General features: G+C 74.4%; 21 protein-coding genes. 5 read left to right on the top strand and 16 right to left on the bottom strand.

The genetic code is table 11. From position 1 onward, the window contains the following. Positions 1-318 precede the first annotated feature (318 nt). From BJF77_RS10135 to BJF77_RS10125, 3 genes are all read right to left on the bottom strand, one after another. Positions 319-714, bottom strand: a complete 396-nt coding sequence (locus tag BJF77_RS10135) for a VOC family protein (RefSeq protein ID WP_075872081.1) — start codon at positions 712-714, stop codon at positions 319-321. After that, on the bottom strand, positions 711-1,004 hold the full coding sequence (locus tag BJF77_RS10130) for a helix-turn-helix transcriptional regulator (RefSeq protein WP_083665084.1): 294 nt from the start codon (positions 1,002-1,004) through the stop codon (positions 711-713). Before BJF77_RS10130 ends, BJF77_RS10135 begins: the two co-directional genes overlap by 4 nt. A gap of 104 nt (positions 1,005-1,108) precedes the next feature. Beyond that, entirely contained in the window at positions 1,109-2,278 is a 1,170-nt protein-coding gene (locus tag BJF77_RS10125; RefSeq protein WP_075872080.1) for an MFS transporter, read from the bottom strand. Between the two features lie 58 nt (positions 2,279-2,336). On the opposite strand from BJF77_RS10125, the gene BJF77_RS10120 reads away from it, so the two are divergent. After that, positions 2,337-2,939, top strand: a complete 603-nt coding sequence (locus BJF77_RS10120) for a TetR/AcrR family transcriptional regulator (RefSeq protein WP_075872079.1) — start codon at positions 2,337-2,339, stop codon at positions 2,937-2,939. Between the two features lie 91 nt (positions 2,940-3,030). Here BJF77_RS10120 and BJF77_RS10115 read toward each other — a convergent pair whose 3' ends face one another. Both BJF77_RS10115 and BJF77_RS22340 read right to left on the bottom strand, forming a co-directional pair. Beyond that, positions 3,031-3,882, bottom strand: coding sequence for a class I SAM-dependent methyltransferase (locus tag BJF77_RS10115; protein WP_075872078.1), 852 nt, complete (start codon positions 3,880-3,882; stop codon positions 3,031-3,033). A gap of 201 nt (positions 3,883-4,083) precedes the next feature. Continuing rightward, the gene (locus BJF77_RS22340; protein WP_075872077.1) at positions 4,084-5,742 is read right to left on the bottom strand and encodes a LuxR family transcriptional regulator; all 1,659 of its coding nucleotides are present in this window, start codon (positions 5,740-5,742) and stop codon (positions 4,084-4,086) included. A gap of 103 nt (positions 5,743-5,845) precedes the next feature. Here BJF77_RS22340 and BJF77_RS10105 point away from each other — a divergent pair, with 103 nt between their 5' ends. Further along, positions 5,846-6,226 carry a helix-turn-helix domain-containing protein gene (locus BJF77_RS10105; RefSeq protein WP_255396217.1) on the top strand — a complete coding sequence of 127 codons (381 nt, stop codon included), beginning with the start codon at positions 5,846-5,848 and terminating at the stop codon, positions 6,224-6,226. Between the two features lie 46 nt (positions 6,227-6,272). On the opposite strand, the gene BJF77_RS10100 is transcribed toward BJF77_RS10105, so the two are convergent. Continuing rightward, on the bottom strand, positions 6,273-6,875 hold the full coding sequence (locus tag BJF77_RS10100) for a ClpP family protease (protein WP_075872076.1): 603 nt from the start codon (positions 6,873-6,875) through the stop codon (positions 6,273-6,275). Further along, the gene (locus BJF77_RS10095) at positions 6,872-7,504 is read right to left on the bottom strand and encodes a ClpP family protease (RefSeq protein WP_075872075.1); all 633 of its coding nucleotides are present in this window, start codon (positions 7,502-7,504) and stop codon (positions 6,872-6,874) included. The genes BJF77_RS10100 and BJF77_RS10095 overlap by 4 nt, the downstream gene beginning before the upstream one ends. A 167-nt stretch (positions 7,505-7,671) precedes the next feature. Between BJF77_RS10095 and BJF77_RS10090 the strand changes: the two genes are divergently transcribed. Continuing rightward, positions 7,672-8,607: a phosphotransferase family protein gene (locus BJF77_RS10090; protein ID WP_158041228.1), complete on the top strand. Its 936-nt coding sequence runs from the start codon at positions 7,672-7,674 to the stop codon at positions 8,605-8,607. A gap of 190 nt (positions 8,608-8,797) precedes the next feature. Here the strand turns inward: BJF77_RS10090 and BJF77_RS10085 are convergent, their stop codons facing one another. From BJF77_RS10085 to BJF77_RS10065, 5 genes are all read right to left on the bottom strand, one after another. Further along, complete coding sequence (locus tag BJF77_RS10085) at positions 8,798-9,583, bottom strand: hypothetical protein (RefSeq protein ID WP_075872074.1); 786 nt, start codon at positions 9,581-9,583, stop codon at positions 8,798-8,800. A 75-nt stretch (positions 9,584-9,658) separates the two neighbouring features. Beyond that, the gene (locus tag BJF77_RS10080) at positions 9,659-11,014 is read right to left on the bottom strand and encodes a hypothetical protein (protein WP_075872073.1); all 1,356 of its coding nucleotides are present in this window, start codon (positions 11,012-11,014) and stop codon (positions 9,659-9,661) included. A gap of 161 nt (positions 11,015-11,175) precedes the next feature. Next, complete coding sequence (locus tag BJF77_RS10075) at positions 11,176-12,333, bottom strand: M14 family metallopeptidase (RefSeq protein WP_075872072.1); 1,158 nt, start codon at positions 12,331-12,333, stop codon at positions 11,176-11,178. Positions 12,334-12,338: 5 nt separating this feature from the next. Continuing rightward, positions 12,339-12,812, bottom strand: a complete 474-nt coding sequence (locus tag BJF77_RS20560) for a hypothetical protein (RefSeq protein WP_075872071.1) — start codon at positions 12,810-12,812, stop codon at positions 12,339-12,341. Then, a complete protein-coding gene (locus BJF77_RS10065) occupies positions 12,809-14,365 on the bottom strand; it encodes a S8 family serine peptidase (protein WP_075872070.1) in 1,557 nt (518 codons plus the stop codon). The genes BJF77_RS20560 and BJF77_RS10065 overlap by 4 nt, the downstream gene beginning before the upstream one ends. Before the next feature lie 234 nt (positions 14,366-14,599). On the opposite strand from BJF77_RS10065, the gene cls reads away from it, so the two are divergent. Next, positions 14,600-16,063: a cardiolipin synthase gene (gene cls / locus BJF77_RS10060; RefSeq protein ID WP_075872069.1), complete on the top strand. Its 1,464-nt coding sequence runs from the start codon at positions 14,600-14,602 to the stop codon at positions 16,061-16,063. Positions 16,064-16,079: 16 nt separating this feature from the next. Here cls and BJF77_RS10055 read toward each other — a convergent pair whose 3' ends face one another. The 4 genes from BJF77_RS10055 to BJF77_RS10035 all read right to left on the bottom strand — a co-directional run bounded on the left by BJF77_RS10055 (position 16,080) and on the right by BJF77_RS10035 (position 21,285). Beyond that, positions 16,080-17,108 (bottom strand): glycoside hydrolase family 26 protein, encoded by a 1,029-nt coding sequence (locus BJF77_RS10055; protein ID WP_075872068.1) that lies wholly within the window; start codon positions 17,106-17,108, stop codon positions 16,080-16,082. A 70-nt stretch (positions 17,109-17,178) separates the two neighbouring features. Continuing rightward, complete coding sequence (locus BJF77_RS10050) at positions 17,179-19,131, bottom strand: glycosyltransferase (protein WP_075872067.1); 1,953 nt, start codon at positions 19,129-19,131, stop codon at positions 17,179-17,181. 198 nt (positions 19,132-19,329) lie between these two features. Continuing rightward, entirely contained in the window at positions 19,330-20,508 is a 1,179-nt protein-coding gene (locus BJF77_RS10045) for a PP2C family protein-serine/threonine phosphatase (RefSeq protein WP_075872066.1), read from the bottom strand. 168 nt (positions 20,509-20,676) lie between these two features. Then, the gene (locus BJF77_RS10035; protein ID WP_075872064.1) at positions 20,677-21,285 is read right to left on the bottom strand and encodes a hypothetical protein; all 609 of its coding nucleotides are present in this window, start codon (positions 21,283-21,285) and stop codon (positions 20,677-20,679) included. Between the two features lie 260 nt (positions 21,286-21,545). Between BJF77_RS10035 and BJF77_RS10030 the strand changes: the two genes are divergently transcribed. Next, on the top strand, positions 21,546-22,744 hold a 1,199-nt coding region (locus tag BJF77_RS10030; RefSeq protein ID WP_187347269.1), incomplete at its 3' end, for a lysozyme.

Raw genomic sequence — 22,744 nt, 5'->3', positions numbered from 1 at the left:
AGGCGAGGCGGCGTGTTGCAGACGCTACGTAGTCGAGGAACGCTCCACCAGACTTTTGTCCAGGTTACGAATCCGTGCCTACGCTCCCATTGCGGCACCGTGGGCTGCCCGAACAGCGGGTTCCGTGGGCGCGGCGCACTGCGTGCAGGCGCCGGAGAAAGCCCGTCACCAACGGTGGACGGCCGCCGGCCCGAGCCCGTGGACCCGTGTGCTGAGCCGGACATCCGGAGGGGGTGGATGTGGGTCAGAGGCCGCTTGCGGGACGGGACTCGCGGCCGCAGCGGTGCGCTGTGTGCATCTCGTGGGACCGATCGGCGACTACTCCGGATCGTTCATCGCCGCGATCTGGATGAGGTTGCCGCAGGTGTCGTCGAGCACCGCGGTGGTCACCGGGCCCATCTGCGCCGGCTCCTGCACGAAGCGCACCCCCAGCTTGGTGAGCCGTTCGTACTCGGCCTGCACGTCCTTGACGGCGAAGCTGTTGAACGGGATGCCGTCGGCCACCAGCGCCTCCTTGAACGGGCGGACGGCCGGGTGCTCGGAGGGCTCCAGGAGCAGCTCCACGCCGTCCGGGACCTCGGGCGAGACCACGGTGAGCCAGCGGAAGGGCCCGGCCGGCACGTCGGTCTTGAGCTGGAAGCCGAGCTTGCTGGTGTAGAACTCCAGGGCCTTGGCCTGGTCGTCCACGAAGATGCTGGCGGTGGTGATTCTCATGACTCGTCCTTCGGTGGGGGCGGCAGGGCGTCCAGCCACTGCCGCAGGTCGGTGAGCGAGGTGGTGTCCAGGTGGTGGACCGTGGTGCGGCCCCGGACGGTGCTGGTCACCAGGCCGGCCGCGCGCAGCACGGCCAGGTGCTTGGTCACGGCCTGGCGGGTCAGGGACAGGCCGTGACCGCTGGTCAGGCGCACGGTCAGCTCGAAGAGGCTCTGGTCGTTGCGCGCGCCCAGCTCCTCGAGCAGGATCCGCCGCGCGGGGTGCGCGAGCGCCTGGAAGAGGATGTCCACGCGACCAGGATAGGCAACCTTGTGGTTGCTGATCAAGGATTGGCGGAAGATTGCGGTCCCGGGGGGCGCGTCGTGCTGTTGCCGGAGCCGCTCGGACGGCGGGGTCACCGGCGGCCGGCCAGCGCCGTGAGACCCCCGGCGGCGCAGAGGCCGGCGGCCAGTCCCGCCAGGACGGCGGGATCCAGGAGGTCGCGGGCCAGTCCGAAGCCGACGGAGCCCAGGGCCTGCCCGGTGGCCAGGGCGATGAAGAGCACGGACGTGCCCGCCCCGGCGCTGCCGGGCCAGACCTGGCGCGCCCAGAGGATGAGCACACCGGACAGGCCCATGTAGCCGGCACCGAAGAGGGCCATGCCCGCGTAAGCCGCTCCGGCGCTGCCCGCCGCCACGGACACCCCGACGCCGGCTCCGGCCACGGCCAGGACGCCCGCACACCAGCACCATCCGCCGCGGGTGCCGGACCGCCGCACGAGCGCTCCGGTGAGGACGCCGAGCACTCCCCCGAGCCCCAGGGCGATCCACAGCCGGCCGACCCGTTCCGCGGGCACGGCGCCGGAGGCGGTGATCAGCAGCGGCCCGAAGGTCCAGATCAGGGCGGACCCGGCTCCGGCGACCACCGCCGCCACGGCAGGGACGGCGAGCAGCCGCCACGGCCCCCGGACCGGACGGGCGGGCAGAGTCGCGGCGGGCTGGGCGGCCGGCAGGTCACCGCGCGCCCGGACGGGCCACCACGCCGCCGCCGTGGCCGCCGCGCAGACCAGGGCCATGAGCAGCCAGGCCGCGCCGACCGACGCGGCCGCCGAGGCGACCACGCCGGCCCCGATCACCCCCACGGCCGTGCCGGAGTTCACCACGGACTGCGCCGCCGCGCCGGCGCGCGGGGCCACCACCGCGTCGATGACCGGCACCAGGGCGGGAGAGGCGAAGCCCCCGCCCATCCCGCCGATGAACACCGCGAGCACGAACAGCGCCGGGGTGGGGGCGACCGCCACCCCCAGGCACCCCGTGACCGCCGTGGCGCCCGCCAGCAGCAGGCCGGTGCGAGGACGCCGGTCCACCAACCGGGCGGCCAGCACGGCCGCCAGGGAGTAGGAGGTGAACTGCGCGGCCCCCGCCCAGCCGAGGACGTCCGTGAGCTCCGGCCGCTGCGCACCGATCCGGGGCGCGAACAGGCCCACCCCGAACCGCGCCATGCCGTACGTCGCCGCGATCAGCAGCATCCCCGCCGCCGCCCCCAGACCGGACGCGGCGCGTCGGTCCACCGTGGTTCCCACCATGCCGGCACCTCCATCAGCATAACGATCGTTTCACCATAACAGTCGTTATACTAGCGGCATGGCCAACCCCCAGCAGACCCGGGACCGCATCCTCGACGCCGCCGAGACGCTCTTCTTCCAGGAGGGCATCGCCGTCACGGGCGTGGACCGGGTGGCGGCCTCCGCCGGCGTGGCGATCGTGACGCTGTACAAGCACTTCGGCTCCAAGGACAACCTCCTGCGCGAGGTGCTCTCCCGCCGGCTCGACGCCTGGACGCAGCACTGGGACGCGGCCGTGGCCGGTGCCGGCTCCGCGGAGGGGCGCCTGCTGGCGGTCTTCGACGCCGTGGAGACCTTCCGCGCCGCCGCAGGACCGACCCAGTGGTGCTGCTTCCTGGCCACCGCCTCGGAGCGTCCCGCCCCCGAGGAGGGACACAGCGACCCGGTCTTCGAGCTGATCCGCCAGGACACCCGGATCGTCACCGACCGGCTGACGGACCTGGCCCGCGACGCCGGATACGAGGACCCGGCCACGACGGCCTCCACGCTGCTGCTGCTCTACAACGGGGTGCTCAGCAGCCTGTTGCGCGGTGCGCCGTCCGATCCCGTGGCGCTCGCCCGCACCACGGCTCGCGCGCTGCTCGGCTCCCGTGCCGGGCGGCCGTCCTCCACGCCGGGCTGAGCCCGCGGCGCACCGCCCCGCACGCGGACGGCCGCACGGCCCCGGAGGTGACCTCCGGGGCCGTGCGGGTCGTGGGCTCACCCGGCGCGGCTCAGGCGCGGATGCCAGTGGTCACCAGGTACTCCATCTCGAAGCGGGCACGGTCGGCGGTGCCGCGGTTCCAGCGCTCGCACAGCGCGTCGAGCGCCGCGTCGAACTCCGCGGCACGGCCCTCCCGCTCCGCGTTGGCCCGGACGGCGACGGCGGGGCCGTAGTTGACCCGGAAGTGCTCGCCGAAGTCGCGGGCCCGCGCGAACGCCGTGACCTCGAGGACGTCCCGGCGGACCGTGGCGAACTCCACCCGTCCGCCGAACAGCCCCCGCAGGTGCTCCTCGCTGCCCCACAGCGGCGCCGGCTGCACACCCGGCGGCGGGGCGGGGGCGAAGGGTTTCATGGTGCGGAAGAGCTCCCCCACCAGCCCCTCGGGCGTCCAGCTCAGCAGCGCGAGGGTCCCGCCGGGGCGGGTCACCCGCACCAGTTCGTCGGCCGTGCGCTGGTGGTGGGGGGCGAACATGGCGCCGATGCAGGACATCACCACGTCGTAGGAGCCGTCCGCGAACGGGAGGTCCTCGGCGTCGGCCTCGATCCAGTCGAGGTGGAGCCCGGCGGCCTCGGCGCGGCGCCGGCCGACGTCGAGCAGCTCGGGCGTCAGGTCGCTGGCGGTGACGCGGGCGCCCGCCGCGGCCGCGGGCAGGGAGGCGTTGCCGGTGCCGGCGCCGACGTCCAGGACCCGCCGGCCGGCGCTGATGCCGGCGGCCTCGACGAGGCGCGGGCCCAGCGGGAGCAGGAACGTCTCCACCATGGCGGGGTAGTCGCCCGAGGCCCAGATGGCGCGGTGCTTGGCCTTGAGCTGCTGGTCGGCCGTGGGCGTGCCGGGTGCCGGAGTGCTGAGGGTCTGTGACATGGCGGGGTCTCCTGATCGGTGGTGCGACTGCCTCGGGTCGAGGCCTGCTGCTGGTGTGCGCTGAAGTGCTGTCACGCCATCCAGCATCCGCCGATCGGCGGGGCCGGACATCGGGAGAACGCCCTATCCGGTCCCTATCCCCCGGTCCCTATCCGCAGCTCCTGTCCCGCCGCCCCTGCCCCTGTGCCCGGCTCCGGTCCGTCAGCCGCTGTCCCGGCCGGTGGCCGCCGTGTGTGCGGCCGCCTCCGCGCGGTTGTGCACCCCGAGCTTCATCAGGATCCGGCTCACGTGGTGCCCGGCGGTCTTCTGGCTGATGCCCAGCACCCGGGCGATCCGCGCGTTGGACATCCCCAGGGCGACCAGGTCCAGCACCTCGTGCTCACGCGCGGTCAGCTCGCCGGTGCTCCGCGGCCGGGGTGCCGTGCCGCCCCCGAGATCGCGCAGGAGCCGGGCCGCGGCGTCCAGCTCCCGGGCGGCCCCGAGCTCCCGGAAGGCGGCCTGGGCGGCCAGCACCTCCTCCCGGGCCAGCTCCGGCGAGTCCCCCAGCACCGCGCGCGCCAGTTCCAGCCGGGCCAGACCGACGTCCAGCGGCATCGCCAGCATGCCGAAGGCCCGCAGGGCCCGCCGGGCGGACTCCGCCGCAGCGGCGCGGTCCCCGGTGGCCAGGGCGAGCCGGGCCGCCGCCAGGTCGGCGCGCGCCGCGCCGAGCCGCACCCCGGACTCCTCGGCGATCCGCTGGAGCTGCTCGACGGCGACCTCCGCACCGGCGGGGTCCCCGGCCGCCAGGCGGGCGTCGACGAGGGCGGCCAGCAGCTGCGCGGTGCGCACCGCGTGCCCCTCCGTCTCGGACAGGCCGCGCTCGAGCAGGGAGACCGCCACCTGCGCCCGCCGTTCGGCCAGGTGCAGCAGCGCCAGGGCCCGCAGGGTCGCGGGGTGCTCCTCGCGCCGGGCCAGCAGGTGCTCCGCCTCGCGCAGCCGGCCCTGGTGGATCCGCAGCTCGGCGAGGGAGGCGCGCGCCGGGACGCTCAGCTCCGGGATGGCGCGGGCGTGGGTGGCCAGGGCGGACGTCAGCGCCGCCTCGGCCTCGGCCCAGTGGCCCGTGGCGATCAGCACGTCGGCGTGCACGGTCCGGCACACCCCCAGCAGCGGGGCCGCCTGGTGGGTCTGCGCGAAGTCCTCCACGCGCTCGCACCACTCCACCACGCGCTCCCACTCCTCCGCCTCGGCGCAGGCCGCCACCAGGGTGCAGTAGGTCTCCCCCAGGGTGTGGACGTTGCGGATCCGGCCCGCCGTGGCCGCGACCATGGCCTCCTCGAGCAGCCGCAGGCCCGGTTCCCGGTGCCCGGCGGTCAGCTCCGCCTTGCCCAGCAGGCTCAGCGCGAGGATCTCGAGGTCCTCCGCCCCGGTCTCCCGGCCGATGCGCAGCGCGAGGGCGGCCTGCTCGGCCTGCTCCTCGACGGCCTCGGCCTGCTGCGCCCGCCCGATCGCCACCCAGCCGTGCCCCACGCCGGTGGGGGTGTCCCCGAGGACCCGTTCGGCCCGGGCGAGCCAGCCCCGGGCCGCGGACGGGCGGCCCGCGATCAGGTGCTGGTCGGACACCCAGGCCGCCACCCGGGCGGCGTCGTGGACCCGGCGCTGGGCCGCGTAGCTCCCGACGGCGCGCTCGCGCCACTCGATGCCCTCCGCGATCCGGCCCTCGAACCACAGGGCCAGGCCCAGGCCCTCGGCGGCCACCGCGTGCTCGGCGGATCCGCCGCCGTCCAGGACGCGCTCGAGGGCCCGACGCGCGGCGGGCCAGTCGGCCTGCTCGAGCGCCCGCGCCCCCTCCTGGACCAGCTCGCCCACCTGCGGCGATACCATGCCAGCAGTATCCCACCGCGTCCGCCGCGGGGACAGGCGCGCAGTGATCCGCTCACAGCAGAGGACCCGCCCGCCGGCGCCGGGACGGACCTAGCATGGGTCCATGAGCGACGTGATCGAGCCCACACCGGCCTATCTCCCGGCGCCCGCGCCCCGGGAGCGGGCGGCGCCGCGAGCGCCCGTGGACCCGCTGTGGCGGTCGGTGCTGGGGATGTTCCTGCGCCGCCACCGCCTGGCCCAGGGCCTGACCCTGGCGCAGGTGGCCCGCACCTCCGGGGTGTCCACGCAGTACCTCTCGGAGATCGAGCGCGGGGTGAAGGACCCGTCCTCGGAGATCATCGCCGCGGTGGTCGGGGCGCTGGGGCTGAACCTGCTCGACCTCACGGCCGGGACCACCGGGGTGCTGCGGGACGCGGCCCCGGCCGCCCGGGCGGTGCCGGGCGGGCCGGTCTGCCTGGCCGGTCCCGTGGCCCTGGCCGTCTGAGCGGCCAGGCCCCGCAGCGCCGTGCCCGCGGTGCCGATGCCCCGGGTCACCGGGCCCGGACCTCCCGCGGGGTGACCACCCGGTCCGCCACCCCGTAGGCCACCGCCTCCTCGGCGGTGAGCACCAGGTCCCGGTCGGTGTCCTCGCGGATCTGCTGCGGGGTGCGCCCGGTGTGCCGGGCCAGGACCTCCTCCAGCTGCGCGCGGGTGCGGGCGATCTGCTCGGCCTCGAGGATGAGGTCCGGGATGGTGCCCTGGCCCTGGGCGGCGGGCTGGTGCAGGACCACCCGGGCGTGCGGCAGCACCGAGCGGCGGCCCGGGGCGCCGGCGGCCAGCAGCACCGCGGCCGCCGAGGCGGCCTGGCCCACGCAGGTGGTCTCCACGGGGGCGCCCACGTACTGGATGGCGTCGTAGACGGCGAGCATCGCCGTGGTGGAGCCGCCCGGGGAGTTGATGTAGAAGCCGATCGGCTGCTCGGAGCCGTAGGAGTCGAGGTAGAGCAGCTGGGCGATCAGGACGTTGGCGACGCCGTCGTCGATCTCGGTGCCGAGGTAGACGATCCGCTCGGCCAGCAGCCGGCTGAAGACGTCCATGCTGCGCTCCCCGTGGGGCGTGCGCTCGACGACGTAGGGCACGGTGTAGGTGCTCATGACCCCGCCCCCGCAGCGGCGGGCGTCGCGGTGGGAGTGGCCGCGCGGGGCCGCACGTCGTCGAGCCCGGCGATGACCCGGTCCACGAACCCGTAGGCGCGGGCCTCCTCGGCGGTGAACCAGCGGTCGCGCTGGGAGTCGGCCGTGATCTGCTCGATCGGCCGGCCGGTGTGCTCGGCGATGAGCCCGAGGACCGTGTCCCGGGTGTGGCGCAGGTCCTCGGCCTGGATGGCGATGTCCACGGCGGTGCCGCCGATCCCGGCCGAGCCCTGGTGCAGCAGGATCCGCGCGTGCGGCAGGGCGTAGCGCTTGCCCGGGGTGCCGGCCGAGAGCAGGAACTGCCCGGCGCTGCAGGCCAGCCCCATGGCCAGGGTGGAGACGTCGTTGGGGATGATCCGCATGACGTCCATGATCGCGAGCATCGCCGGGACGGAGCCGCCCGGGGAGTTGATCCACAGGCTGATGTCCCGGCGCGGGTCCTGGGCGGAGAGCAGCAGCAGCTGGGTGCACAGCCGGTTGCCGGTGGCCTGGTCCAGCTCGGCGCCCAGCACGATGATGCGCTGCTCCAGCAGCCGGGAGGCCAGTTCGTCGTCGAGCGGGGTCCTGGATGGTGCGGTGGTGGTGTTCATGGCCCCAGCGTGGACCCGGCCCGCACCGGGCGGAACCCGTTTCTGCTGTGCGCGGCTCCGCCCTGAGCGGCTCCGCCGTGAGCAGTGCGGCTCCCGTGCCGTGGCCCCGGGGACGGCTCTATCCTGGGCACAGCCGGCGGGCAGCCGGGCCGCACGGAAGGACTCCCATGGACGAGCTGGACCGGATCGCCGCCGCCTTCCCGGACCTGCGCTGGTCCCGGGCCCGGCGCATCACGGAGGGCTGGGACCACGTCGTCGTCCTCCTCGACGACGCCCGGGTGTTCCGCTTCCCGCTCGAGGCGCCCTACGCGGACGGACTCGGCCGGGAGATCGAGGTCCTCGACCACCTCGCCGGTCGTCTCGCCGACCACTCCGCTGATCGGCCGGGTGATCGATCCGGTGATCCTGCCGGCGACGGTCTCGCCGGGCCGCTGCCGGTCCGGATCCCGCGCTACGACCGGGTGGCGCCCGACGGCTCGTTCGCCGGCTATCCGATCGTGCCGGGCCGGACGCTGACCCCGGAGCTGATGGCCGCCCTTCCGGCGGCGCAGCGGGAGGCCCTCGTCGGCCAGCTGGCCGGGTTCCTCTCCGCCCTGCACACCGCCCCGGTCGCCGGGACGCCGCTGGAGCGGGTGCCGCCGTCCTACCTGGCCGAGGACCAGCGGGAGGTCCGCGAGGGGGTCGCGGCCCATCTGGCGGCCGTGCTGACGCCCGATGAGCTGGCCGAGGTGGAGGAGATCCTCGCCGACGTCGACGCGCTGCTGGCCGCGGACCTGCCGATGGTGTTCCTCCACAACGACGTCTACAGCCGGCACCTGCTCTGGGACGAGGCCGCCGGGCGGCTGGGGGTCATCGACTTCAGCGACATGTGCCTGGGCGACCCGGCCGTGGACTTCGCCGAGCTGCACGAGTACGGCGAGGAGTTCGTCCGTGCCGTCTACGAGCGCTACACCGGGCCGGGAGACCCCGGGTTCCTGGACCGGGCGTGGACCTATCAGCGCTGGGTCGGGGTGTACATGCTCACCGACCACTTCGAGGTGGGCAAGACCACCTGGTCGGTGGCCCGGGAGACCTTCGACCGCTGCCGGGCACCCGGCAGCTGAGCCGGCCCCGGACCGGCACCGGGGCCGCGCCCCGGCTCGACGCAGGCGCCGCACCGGTCGGGGCGCCGGCAGTTCCGGCGCACGGCACCCAGCAGGAACGCGCCGGGGGGCGCCTCCCCTGCGGAAGGCGCCCCCGGCGCGCTGTGGTGCGGCCGGCCGGCGCGCTGCCGCGCCGGCCGGCCCCCGGGCATCAGCCCTCGGCGGTGAACCGGCGGCGCAGCACGATCCCGGTGGCCGCGAGCAGGCCCGCGCCGGTCAGGGCCATGAGGCCCAGGCCGCTGCCCTGCTCCGCGGACCCGCCGGTGCCGGCGGCGGCCGTCTGCACGTTCATGCCCTGGTTGGTCTCGTACATCGAGGAGCCGGGCACCCAGTGGCTCGGGGAGGTCCCCGGCGTCCAGGGGGTGCTCGGCGCGGACTGCGGGGCCACGACGACGCCGCGGTCCACGTCGACCTCGATGCCGCCGTCGGCAGCGCCACCGTCGGTGTCGTCACCGCCGTCGGCGGTGCCGCCGTCGGAGTCGTCGTCGTCGGAGTCGCCGTCGGCGGCGGGAGCCGCGCAGGCGTCGAGGGCCGCGTCGAAGAGGGCCTCCAGCTCGTCCACGTCGACCCCGACGTCACCGAGCTCGAGCCGGAGGTCGGCGAGCACCTCGATGGACTCGTCCAGGGCGATCTGCGCCTCGACGGCCGCCTCGACGGCGGCGTCGACGTCCGCCTGGGCGCTCTCGACGCGCTCCTCGGCCGCTTCGACGTCCGCCAGCAGCTGCAGCTCGGCGTCCAGCGCGGCCTGGGCGGCGGCCAGGTCGGCCTCCGCCTCGGCCACGGACGCCTCGTCGGAGGCCACGAGGTCGCGGGCGTCCGTGAGGGACTCCGGCTCCACCTCGGCGGCGGCCAGCTCGGCCTCCGCGGCGGCCACGTCCGCGTCCGCGTCCGCCAGGACGGACGCCGCGAGCTCCACGTCCGCCTCGGCGTCGGCCACGGCGCCTGGGCGTCCCCGACCGTTCCGGCCGCGTCCACCGCGGCCTGGGCCTCCAGGACCGCCTCCGCGGCGGTGTCAGCGGCCGCGACGGCGGCGTCGAGCTCGGCCTGGGCCGCGACGACGGCCTCGCCGGCGGCGACCTGCGCGGCCACGGCGGCGTCGAGCTCCGCCTCGGGCCGCCTCGGCCGCCGCGCGGGCGTCGGTCAGGACACCGACGGCGACGTCGAGCTCGGCCTGCGCCGCCTCGGTCGCGGCGACGGCGACGTCCACCTCAGCCGTGGCCGCGAGGACGTCCGCCTGCTCCGCGGCGACCGTGGCATCGGCCTCCGCGGCGGCGGTCTCCGCCGTGTCGAGGGCGAGCTGGGCGGCAGCGACACCCTCGACGGCCGCGGCGACGGCCGCTTCGGCGTCGACCACCGCGGCAGCAGCGGCGTCGATGTCGGCCTGGTCGGCCGCCGGGTCCGCCTCCAGGGCGGCGAGCGTCGCCTGGGCCTCCGCCAGGGTCCCCTCGGCCGCGCTCTGGGCGGTGACCGCGGCGTCGACGGCCAGCTGGGCCTCCGTCACGGTGGCGGCGGCCGTGGCCTGCACCGCGAGGGCTGCCTCGAGGTCGGCCTGGGCTGCGGCCTGCGTGCGCTCCGCGTCCGCCTGGACGCCGAGCGCCGCGGCCAGGACCGCGTCGAGCGGCTCGACGGCGGCGGCCGCATCAGCCTGAGCGGAGAGTGCCAGGCGCAGCTGCGTGTCGAGCGGGTCGATGGCAGCGTCCGCCTCGACCTGGGCCGCGAGAGCGGCGTCGACCGCGTCCCCGGCCGGGCCGACCGCGGCGTCCGCGTCGACCTGGGCCGCCAGAGCGACGTCCAGCGCGTCGGCGGCGGCCACAGCGGCCTCGAGGTCGGCCTCGGCGTCCGCGAGGGCGCCCTCGGCGGCGTCGAGGCCGGCAGCGGCCTCGGCCCGGACCTCGACCGCGGCGTCGAGGGAGTCCTGCGCCTCGGCGACCGCGGCGTCGAAGGCCTCGAGCTCGGCTTCGAGCGCGGCCTGGGAGGTCTCGAGGTCGGCGTTGGCGGCGTCCAGGGCCTCCTGGGCGGCGTCGAGGTCCTCCTGGGCGGCCTCGATGTCCACGTCGACGGCGGCCTCGACCGCCGCGTCCAGGGCGGCCTGGGCCGTCTCCAGCTCCACCGCGGCGTCGAGGGCGGCCTGGGCCAGGGTGTTGCGGGCCAGCTGGGCCGTGACGACGGCGTCGACGGCCCCCTCGAGCTGGTCGACGAGCTCGGCCTCGAGACCGGCCTGCTCGAGGGCGGTGCGCAGCTCGGCCTCGGCCGCGAGGCATGCGGCGTCGCCCGGGGCGGCGGCGGCCGGGGTCGCGGTCAGGAAAAGACCACCGGAGGCCAGGGCGGCCACGGTTCCGGTGGCGAAGAATGTCTTGCGGAGGGTCATGGGGGGTCCTCTTCAGGCAGCAGGCGGAGGGGGGCTCCACCCTGGGGGGGGGACTGTCAACAAGCGACCGGGGTGCGGTCGTGTGACCCACGGTACACGTCATTCGCGTTCGTGAAGGGAGCTGCCGACGGCGTGCCCGGTGGGCGTGGCGACCACGATGCTCATGCCGGGCCCTCCCGCCCCGTGTCCGCACGGTCGGGGGCGCTGCGCTCCGGTGCACCGCGGTCCTCGGCGGCGCGGTCCTCGGTCCCGGCCAGGCCGGTGACGGCCACGGCGAGCGCCAGCAGGCCCGCGGACACCTCACGGATGACCTGCTCGGCCTCGGCCCAGGGCGGCTGGAAGCTGTGGGCGCACTCGATCGTGAAGCCCAGCACCCGGGTCCGGGACGGGTCGCTGAAGTGCCGGCTGTAGGCGTAGTCGTCGCTGGCCCCGGAGGTGGGATACAGCCCGCCGAAGGCCGGCACCACCGGGTACTCGTCCCCGCGCACCTCCCGGATCGCCTCGCTCATCCGCGCCCCGAGCGCCAGCTCGGCCTCGAGGTCCGCGGCCGGGAGGTACTCCCGGTAGGCGGTGTCCCCGGGGATCCCGCGCAGCGCGTCGAAGGCGGGATGGCGGAAGTTCTGCTCCGGGTCCGTGCTCTGGTGCTCGTCGCTGCCCCAGTTGTGCAGGATCACCGGCACGAAGCTGTGCACGTCCACGTGCCAGCGGATCCCCGGACGGGTGTCCAGCAGGTGCACGACGTTGCGGGTCTCCGGCTCCGAGGCGGCCGCGGGCCCGCGGTAGACCTGGCGGGGGTCGCAGGGGTCGGCGGAGGTGGCCACGTCCGCGTCGGGGTGGAACTTCGCGGTGTGCTCCCAGAGGAAGTCGAAGTTGCGGTTGACGTCCACCCCGGTGCAGAGGCCGCCGGCCGGGTGCGGGCGCCGGTTTCCGCGCCACATGGGCTCGGCGGTCTGGCTGTGCCGGCGCCCGTCCGGGTTGACGCAGGCGACGACGTAGAGGGTGGTGCCCTCCAGCACCTGCCGCACCTGGTCGGCGGGCACCCGGTGGTCCCCGTAGTCGAGGCCCGTGCCGCGGGTGGCGGCCTCCAGCAGGTCCGCGGCCAGGGACACGAGCGCGTCCGGCGGCACCCACTCCCGGGCGTGCACCCCGCCCAGCAGCAGCACCCCGGGGCGCTGCGGATCGGCCCCGATGCGCAGGCACCGCACGCGCCGGCCCTCGTGCGTGCGGTGCGGCAGCTCGATGAGCTCCGTGAGCCCGGGGTACTCGGCGGCCAGGGACTGCAGGGCCGTCTCGATCTCGTCGACGTTGAGGTAGCTCATGGCGATCAGCGCTTTCCCCCCAGCCCCCGTACGGGACGCAGCTGCGTGCCGGGAACGGTGGCCGCGCCGCGGCCGGCCTCACCGCCCGCGGCTTCTCCCGGTGCCGCTCCACCCGGTGCCGCCCGGCCGCGGACCGCCTCGCCCGCCGCCGCGACACGGGCGAGGAACCGGTTGCCGGTGCCGACCTCGGCCTGGCGCTCCCGGCCCACGGCGGTCGCGTTCTCCCGGACCTCCAGCCGCACGCGGGCCCCGGAGCGGGCGCTGCGGGCGGCCTCGAGCCGGTCCTCCGGCAGGTAGGCGTCCACCGTCCAGCCCTCGGCCTCCCGCCGCGGGGTGGCCCGGCAGCCCAGGTCCGCGCCGGTCTCCCGGGCGAAGTCCCGCAGGTCGCCCAGCGCGGCCCCGTGGACCTCCACGTGGATCAGCGGGGGCAGGAACGGCCCGCCGCCCACCACGTCCTCGGTCGGAACGTCCTCGCTCATGACATCTCCTTCACCGGCGCGGGGAGCAGGGCCTCGGCCGCCTGCACGGCGGCCGCGGCGCTGACCCGCCCGTAGCCGTAGTCGTCGTCGTGCCCGGCGTCGTCATAGGACGCGCCGCCGATCTTCGCCGCGGACTGCCGCAGGACCGCCCGCAGCTGCGCCCCGGTGAGCCCGGGGTTCACCGCCAGCGCCAGGGCCGCGCAGCCGGCCGCGCACGGGGCCGCGAAGCTCGTGCCGGTGGCCACGTGGTAGCCGCCGTCGCCCCCGGTGCTCAGCACGTCCACGCCCGGCGCGATCAGCTCGACCGCCGGGCCCCGGGCCGCGTGGTCCTCGAGGTCCTCGTGGGTGGAGCGCACCACGGCGACCACGTCCGGGTGGGAGACGACCTCGTCCTCGAGCACGTCGACGTTCCGCCCGTTGCTGGCCGCCCAGAAGACCGCCATGCCGGCGCCGCCGCGGGCCCCGCGCGCCACCGAGGCCAGCGCCAGGTCCAGCACGGTGGCCAGCTCCCACGCGGCGTCGTTGGGGCCCAGGCTGCAGACCACGATGTCGGCCCCGGACCCCGGATCGGCCCCGGGGACCTCCGACGACGGATCGGCGGCGTAGGCCACCGCCCGCGCCAGGGTCGTCTGGTCGCCGACCTGGTCCGGCAGGCACGCCAGCAGCACCAGCCCGCACTCGGGGGCGGCCCCGGAGCCGCCCCGGTCGTTGCCCTGCCGGGCGCCGACCATCCCGGCGCAGAAGGTCCCGTGGTCGCCGGACGGCATGCCGGCCGTGCCGGGCACGAACCGCGGCCGCGCGCCGGGTGCCGGGCCGGGGTCGGTGAAGTACCCGGACGTGCCCAGCACCCCGTCCCGCAGGTCCTCGTGCGTGGTCAGGAAGCCGTTGTCGATCACGGCCACCCGCACGCCGGCCCCGCGGGTGCGCTCCCAGGAGGCCTCGGCGGCGACGTCCGCGCCGGGCGTGCCGCCGGTCTGCCCGCTGTTCGACCACTGCCACTGCTCCCGGTAGCGGGGATCGGCCGGCGCGGCCCGGCCGGGGACGTGCTCCTGGAAGCTGGGCTCGGCGAGGGTGACCCGTGGGTCCTCGTGCAGGGCCACGGAGGCGTCGAGGGCGTCCGGATAGGCCGTGGCGTCCACCTCGAAGAGGTTCGGGGCGAAGCGCAGCCGTCCCACCTCGTCCAGGTCCAGCTCCGCCAGGACGGCGGCGGCGTCCTCCTCGGGGATCTCCTGCAGCAGCTGCACCACCAGGCGGCGCGTGACGATCCCGTAGCGGCCGTCCTGGCGCCTGACCAGGACCCCGGCCGGCGGTGCCGTCCCGTCCGCCCGCGGCTCCGCGACGAGCCGGGTGGTGCCGAGGGTGGGGCGCACGAAGACCCAGCCCGCCCGGTGGAACGCCTCGATGCAGTCCTCCGGCATTCCGAGGGCGGCGGCGTCGACCTCCGGCCCCAGGGCCTCCCACCGGACCCCCGCGGCCGAGGACTGCACCGGGGCGACGTCCTCGATCTGCTCCACGGTCCTGAGCCGTCCGCGCTGGTAGTAGCTCCGTTCCACTGCGCCCCTCCCGGGATGGTGGCCGTCGCGCCGCGCGGCGGCCGCACGGGTCGTGTCGGCCCCGCCGCCGGCCTCGCACCTGCCTCGTGGCACACACCTAACCACTCCGGCGGCACGGCCGCACCTGGGGCGTCGTCACAGTTCGCCCGGTCGGCCCGCTGGTGCCCCGGCCCGGGACACGCGAGACTGCAGAACAGCGGCAGCGCACCGCGCGCTGTGGGAAAGGCGCGTTCCATGGGGTGGGAGCACTGGGTGACCGTGGCACTCGTGCTCCTGGAGTACGGGCTCAAGCTGGTGGCCGTCGGCACGGTGCCGGAGAACCGCCGGCCCTCCTCGTCCTCGGCGTGGCTGCTGCTGATCCTGTTCGTGCCGGTCGTCGGCTTCCCGCTGTACTGGCTGATCGGCAGCCCCTACGTGCGCGGGCGCCGGCACGCGATCCAGGAACAGGTCAACCGGCTCCTGGCCGAGCACACCGGGCACCGGCCCACGGTGCCTCCCGGCGCCGACCCGTCCGCCGAGCTGGCGTCCGTGCTGCGGATGACCCGCCGGCTCACCGGGATGCCCTGTGTCACCGGGACCCACGAGGACCTGCACGGCGACGCTTCCCGCACCTACGCCGCCATGGCCGAGGCCGTCGCGAGCGCGCGGACCTACGTGCACGTGGAGTTCTACATCATGGCCTGGGACGGGACCACCGACCGGTTCTTCACCGCCCTGGCCCAGGCCGTGCGCCGCGGCGTGCGGGTGCGGCTGCTCATGGACCACCTCGGGTCGCGGAAGTACCCGGGCTGGCGGGCGTTCCGCCGTCGGCTCACGGACGCGGGCATCGACTGGCACCTGATGATGCCGATCGCCCCGCTGCGCGGCCGGTGGCGCCGCCCGGACCTGCGCAACCACCGCAAGCTGCTGGTCGTCGACGGCGAGGTGGCCTTTCTCGGCTCGCACAACATGATCGACCCGGCCTACGGCAGCGCCCGCAACGCCCGGGCCGGACGGCGGTGGACCGACCTGACCCTCCAGGTACGCGGCGAGATCGTGCGGGCGGTCGAGGCGGTCTTCGCCACGGACTGGTACCTGGAGACCGGGCAGACCCTGACGCCGGCCGAGCACGTCGTGGACGCACCATCCCTGGTGCCCTCCGGACCGGCCCACGCGATGCAGCTCATCCCCTCCGGGCCGGGGTTCCCCTCCGAGCCGAACCTGCGGGTCTTCACGGCGCTGGTGCACCAGGCCACCGAGACGCTGGCGCTCACCAGCCCGTACTTCGTGCCCGACGAGTCGCTGCTGTCGGCCCTGACCACCGCCGCCTACCGCGGCGTGCGGATCGACCTGTTCGTCGGCGCGGAGGCCGACCAGTTCTTCGTCGGCCACGCCCAGCGCTCCTACTACCGCGCCCTGCTGGAGGCCGGGGTGCACATCCACCTCTACCCGGCACCGGCGGTGCTGCACGCCAAGTACCTCACCGTCGACGGCACCGTGGCCATGATCGGGTCCTCGAATCTGGACTTCCGGTCCTTCGCCCTGGACTACGAGGTCATGCTGCTGGCCTTCGGCGGGGACCTGGTGGCCCGGCTGCAGGCCAACGACACGCAGTACCGGGCGATCAGCCGGGAGCTGACCCTGGAGGAGTGGCGGGCCCGGCCCTGGCCCCACCGCTACCTCGACAACGTGTGCCGGCTGGTCTCCGCCCTGATGTGAACCGGTGCGCCGCGGCTCAGCGCAGCCTCGCCACGGCGCGGCGGTACGCGGCCCGGGCGGCGGCGGAGGAGTCCACGCTCCAGTCGCGCTCCTTGCGCTCGTGGAACCAGATGACCCCGAGGACGTCCCCCTGCCGGACGAGGTAGTCGAAGAGCTGGGTGATCCACTCGGCCTTGGAGTGCCCGGGCTCCTGCCCCTCGGCCGACGCCGTCTCCGTCACCATGATCGGCAGCCGGGCCCCGAGTCCGCGGAGCTCCGCCAGGCCGGGGCCGAGGAGTTCTCCGGGAGCGGTCCAGGACAGCGGAGGCTCCGAGGACCCCCAGTTGTAGCCGTCGATGCCGAGGACGTCGACCACGTCCTGCCCGGGGAAGTAGTCGGCCAGCCGAGCGCCGCCCGTGTCCACGCCCGTGTCCACGCCCGTGTCCACGCCGAGGGCGGGGACGTTGGGCGCCCAGCACCAGCGCACGTTGGTGGCCCCGGCCGCCGCGAACGTGCTGTGGACGTGCCGCCAGGCCCGCACGTACTGCTCGGCGGTGTTGCCCTGGACGCCTGCCGCCCACGGGTACCAGGTGCCGTTCATCTCGTGGGCGAACCTCAGGACGACGTCGTGGCCCCACGCGGCCAAGGCCTCCGCCCAGGTGCTGATGCGATGGTCGTGGTCCCCTGCCGCGAACCGGGACAGGGCGAAGGCCGGCTGCTGTGCGGCGTCCGCGGGCACCCCGCCCGTGGCCGGTGCGACCCAGGGCTCCCAGGTCAGCACGGGAGTGGCTCCCTGGGTCCGCACGGCGTCGAGGGCCTCCACCGGCGGCATCTCATGGGTCCAGTCCCGGAAGAGCAGCATCCACCGGGGTGCGGCACCGGTCATGGCTGTGAAGGCCAGCCCGTCCTGGGGCCCGTGGGGCAGGAAGACGCCGTGCTCCAGCGGGCGGATGCGGTGATGGGGAGGGAGGCTCTCGAGGGTGGTCCTGTCCGTGCAGGCCGTCACGAGGACGGCCGTGAGTGCGGCGGTGAGCACGGAGCGCCGGTCCGGTCGGTGGAGGTCCATGGTTGTCGGTGCCTGACTCGCGGCGGGCTCTGACGGTGCAGTCCTGACGTGATTCCGGAACGGAGCGGCATCATCGGGCCTCGCTGTGCACAGGCTCCTCCTCCGGGGTGAAGCCGTCGTAGCGCACGGCCTTGATCAGCACGCTCAGCAGCACGAGGTCGAACACCACCCAGGCGACGTTGACCAGGGTGCCGATCGGCTCGTTCAGCCCCAGGGCCAGGCGCGCGATGCCGATCACCGCCGCCGCGGCGAGCAGGCCCATGGCGATCAGCTGGGGCCGGATCAGGTGCCAGTCCCGGCTGTTGCCCTCCCTCACCTTCGGGGTGACCGCGAAGCCGAGGGGGCGGCCGAACCACACGTTGCGCGCGGCCGTGGTGCACGCCTTGATCCAGGTGGGGAACATGGCCAGGCTGTACTGCTGTCCCCGCCAGGTCTTGGCGCCCCGCCCCGCCACCGCGAACAGCACCTGGTTGATCAGCATGAACGGGATGAACCGGATGAAGAACTCCGTGCTGAGGCTGTTGACGGGCAGCACGCCGAACAGCAGGTAGATGATCGGCGCCGCGATGTAGACCACCGCGGTGAAGCCGGACAGGTAGCTCCACATGGTGGCGAAGTACATCAGGCGCTGGGTCCCCTTCATGCCCCGCTTGGACAGCGGGTTCTCCCGCAGCAGCACCTGGATGGTGCCCTGCGCCCAGCGCAGGCGCTGCGTCAGCATGGTCTTGAGGTCCTCCGGGGCCAGGCCCAGCGCCAGGACCTCGTGGTGGTAGACGCTGCGCCAGCCCAGCGCGTGCATCCGCATGGAGGTCGCCATGTCCTCGGTCACCGAGATCGTCGCCAGCGGCATGACCGGCTGCGCCTCGTCGCCGCGTTCCACGGAGATGGCGTCGAGCACCGCCTGCACGGACTCCAGCGCCCCGAGCGGGGACCACTCCCGGGAGGAGAGCTGTTCGACGGCTGCCTCGACCTCCTCCGGGGTCAGGTGCCCGTGATCGCCGTCCAGCCCCAGCGCGGAGATCTCCGCCAGGTCCGCCTGCAGCGCAGTGACGTCCGCGGCCACGAGCTCCTGGACGGCGCGGTCCACCGTGCGCCGCAGGTCGTAGGTGATCTCGCTGTAGGAGCGCCCGGACTGCAGTTCCGCACGGGCCGTGCGGGTGGCCTGCTCGACCTCGTCGAGCAGGCGGCCGACCACCGGGTCGGCGGCCTGCGCGGATCGGCGTGCCTTGCGCACCGCGGAGCGCGATCCCTTGAGCGCGGCGCGGATGTTGCGCTCGACCTCCTGCACGTAGCCGACCAGGCCCAGCTGCATCAGCGCCTCGCGGCGCAGGATCGCGTTGGAGCCGCAGAAGAAGGCCGCGTTCCAGCCGTCCTTGCCCTGCTGGAGCGGACCGTAGAACAGGGGCGCCTGGCTGCCCAGCGGGTCGTCATCGGGGACGTTGACGAACCACTGCGGGGTCTGGACCAGGCAGACCTTGCGGTTGTTGAAGTAGCCCAGCGTCCGGTCGAGGATCTCCGGCTTCGGGACCTGGTCGGCGTCGAGGATGAGCATGAACTCGCCCTGGGTGAGCATCAGGGCGTTGTTGAGGTTGCCCGCCTTCGCGTGGCGGGGCCGGTCCGCCCAGTCCGCGCTGCGGGTGAGATAGCCGATGCCGTGGGCCTCGGCCAGCTCCCGCAGCTCCTCGCGAGCCCCGTCGTCGAGGATCCAGGTGGCGTGGGGGTACCGGATGCGCTGGGCGGCCCGGGCGGTGCCCATGACCATGTCCAGCGGTTCGTTGTAGGTGGTGATGAAGACGTCCACGGTCATCCCGGGCGGGGCCTCCGGGGGCGTGCGCTCCTTGACCCGCCACATCGTGAGGCCGAACAGCATCACGTCGATCAGGCTGTAGGTCTCGGCCAGCACCAGCGGCACGGCGATCCACCACGCCGACCAGTTCAGCGACTCCAGCCAGCGCCACGTCACGTAGTTCACGCCGAGGATGACGGTCAGCAGGACCAGCAGGCGAATCACGAAATGGTGCACATCATCTCCCCGGGGGTGTCTGCGGCACGGGAACCCCGCCCACGGTCACCCAGCCTAGTGTGGGCGCAGCGGTCGTCGCCGGGCCGCGCCTTGATCTCCGGCACCGGTCGGCTGGACATGGTGCAGGCACCGAAGCCGCGCGAGGTGGTGGCCGAGGCGGTCGCCGCGCGGACCCGGGGTCAGGAGTCCTCGCCCGGCTCAGCCGACACGGCGCAGGGCCAGGACGGTCGTGTCGTCCTCGGCCACGGCGGAGTCGGCGTAGTCGCTGCACAGCACCACGAGCTCCTCGGCGGTCGCGGCCACCAGGTTCAGCGCCGCGGCGGTGGAGACGGCCTCGTCGAGGTCGGTGAAGAAGTCCAGGAATCCGTCCGAGACCACCAGCAAGGTCTCGCCCGGCGCCAGGGCATCGGTGTGCAGGTCCCAGGTCCAGCCCGGCATCACGCCCAGTGGGGGTCCGGAGGAGGTCAGCCGGCGCCATGTCCCGTCGGGGCGCAGGACCAGGGCCAGACCGTGACCGGCGTCGATGTACTCCAGGGCACCGCTGCTGATGTCCAACCGGGCGATGAACGCGGTGATGAACGCCCCGGCCTCCTCCAGCAGCGGGGTCAGCGCCCCGCTGGCGCGAGCCATCGCCTCGGACGCAGCGTTGTACTGGAACGTGCCGCGCAGCACCGCGCGTGCCGAGGCCGCCAGCAGGGCCGCCGGGATGCCCTTGCCCATCACATCGGCCACCATGACCTGCAGCTGGTCGTCCTGCACCGTCCAGTCGTAGAAGTCACCGCCCAGCGATCTGGCCGGAAGGCACCGCCCGGCCACCTGGATGTCCGGCGTGGTGAGGGCGGTGCGGGGCATCAGCATCTGCTGCACCTGCTCGGCCCGCTCCATCTCCCGGGCCGCGGCCAGCTCGCGTTCGACCCATGCGGCCATCTCGCCCAGCAGACGCCGCTCCCGCTCGTCCAGCTCCCTCGGCTGGCTGTCGACCAGGCACAGCGACCCCACCGGCTCCCCGCCGGGAGCATGCAGCGGGTGCCCGGCGTAGAACAGCACCGGGTCCGGGTCCGCGATGAATGAGCTGCCCGTGAACCGGTCGTCGGTCCGGGCATCCGGGACCACCAGCAGTTCGTCGGCCTCCACGGTGCGGGCGCACAGCGAGTCGGTGCGCGTGGCGTGGACCAGACCGTCCAGGCCGACCTCCGCCTTGGTGAACTGGCGATCGGCATCGATCAGGTTCACCGCGGCGGCCTTCACCCCGAAGACCTGCTGGGCGATGCGCACCACCCGGTCGTAGCGCTCCTCACGGGGCGTGTCGAGGACGTGCAGCGCGTGCAGCGCCCGGACCCGAGCCGCTTCCTCCGGTGTCTCCGCTTCGATGGTCATGCCCTCTACGCTACCGATCCGTCACGTCCACGGGCCCGGCCGGCGACGCACCGGTGACGCACGACCGGATCTCCGTCCGCGTCCGGGCCGTGCGCGGCCGCTGGAGCGGGTCCGTGACGAGGAGCGGATGGCGGTCCGGCGGATCACCACGGCACGTCGGGCCGTCGGCTAGGACGCCGGCGCCCGCCCGGCGCAGCGCCGCTCCCACGCGATGACGGCGTCGGTGGCCTCGAACAGCTCCTCCGCCATCTGCCGGAGCACCGCGTCCTCCTGGCGGTAGGGGTCGATCACGTCGTTGCGCTCGGGGTGGCGCACCGGCACGCGCTGGCGCAGCCGCGGCGCCTGCTGCACCAGCCACGCCCAGCGCTCCGCGCGGTCGGCCGGGACGGCGGCGTCGAGCTCCGGGTCGGTGGAGAGGTACTGGAGGATCCGGGCGAACTCCCGGAGGGTGAAGACCTTCTTGAGCAGCCTCGGCGACTGCTGGAGCACCGGCTGGGTGTGCTCCCGGGCCATGACCAGCACCAGGTCCACGTCCCGCAGGATCTCCGGGGTGACCTGCCGGGCCCGGTGGTCGGCGGCGGCGTCCAGGCCGCGGTCGTGGGCCAGCCGGCCCACCCGCTCCTCGAAGCCCTGGTCCACCAGCGCGTGCATCCCGGCGCTGGTCACCGCGAAGCCGCCCGGGGAGACGTCGTTGAGACCGTGGTCGAGCTCCACCGCCGCCATGGGCGAGCGGCAGACGTTGCCCGTGCAGACCGTCAGGATGCGCGTGGGGGGCATGGTTCTCCTCCGGGAGTCGAGTCCGGTTCATCGTATCCGGCGGGACCGGGCCGAGCGGTCCGACGCGCACCCGGCCGAGCCGCGCTCGTCACCGGCCCGTCCAGGCTGGATTGAAATGCATGTAACACGACGCGTCGTTATTGATTATTTATGCAAACGCGCCTTTATACTCGTCGTGGCTCCAGAGGATCTTCCCCCCATCCCGATGGCCTTGCACGAGTCGTTCCCCCCAACGATCCATGCGAGTTAGGCAATCCAGCGTGAAAGCATCCCCCCGATTGACGCTGCCCGCCGCCCTGACAGCGGCGGTGCTGGCCATCACCACTCTGACCCCGGTCGCGGCCACGGAGACGGCCGCGGCCCCCACCACTCTCTCCGAGGAGCGGCAGGGCCGTCTGGTCTCCAAGGTCGTGGAGTCCGACGGCGAGGTCTTCTCCACCCTCGTGGACGGCACCACGGGCGAGGCCGTCCTCCCCGACGCGGCGCGCGCCGGCACCCGGCCGGCCGAGGGCGAGACCTCCGGCGGCGCCGTGATGGGCCAGTGGGCCAAGTCCGAGCACCACTTCGAGGACCTGGTCGAGAGCTCCGCGCGCGCCGCGGCGGAGCTCGGCGGCGCGACCACCGGCAGCGCGGCCGGCGGCGAGGACGCCGTCGCAGGGGCCGCGGCGGTCTCCGCCCCCGCCGGGATCAAGGGCACCGACGTGTCGAACTGGCAGCCGTCGCTGAACTGGACGAGCCTGTGGAACCAGGGCTCGCGGTTCGCCTACGTGAAGTCCTCCGAGGGCGACAGCATCCGCAACCAGCTGTTCAACCAGCAGTACACCGGCGCCGGGGCCGTGGGCATGTACCGCGGGGCGTACCACTTCGCGATCCCCACCCGGGACTCCTCGGGGGCCAAGCAGGCCGACTACTTCATCAACAACGGCGGCGGGTGGTCGGCGGACGGCAAGACCCTGCCCGGTCTGCTGGACGTCGAGAACAACCCGTACCCCTCCCTGTACGGCAACCAGTGCTACAACTTCAGCCAGGCCGAGATGGTGCGCTGGATCCGTGACTTCTCCAACCGGTACAAGTCCCGCACCGGCCGCCTGCCGGCCATCTACACCAACGCGTACTGGTGGCGGGACTGCACCGGCAACTCGACCGCGTTCAACGACCACCCGCTGCACATCGCCTCCTACGGCGTGAGCTCTCCCCTGTGGTACCCGGGCGGCTGGTCCACCTACGACTTCTGGCAGTACACCGACGCCGGTTTCGCCGAGCGGATCGACGCCAACGTCTACCGCGGCACCGCGGCCCAGCTCCAGGACCTGGTGCGCAACGCCTACTACAAGCCGATCGGCGGCAGGGCCCCGGCGCGCCCGGCCGCCCCGGCCCCGGCCCCCGTGGTCCCGGGCCCGTTCAAGGACGTGCCCGCCACCCACACCTTCGCCCCGGAGATCACCTGGGTGAAGAACCG

Source organism: Kocuria sp. CNJ-770, assembly GCF_001942375.1.
Classification (GTDB): Bacteria; Actinomycetota; Actinomycetes; order Actinomycetales; family Micrococcaceae; genus Kocuria; species Kocuria oceani.
This window is presented reverse-complemented; position numbering and strand designations above follow the sequence as displayed.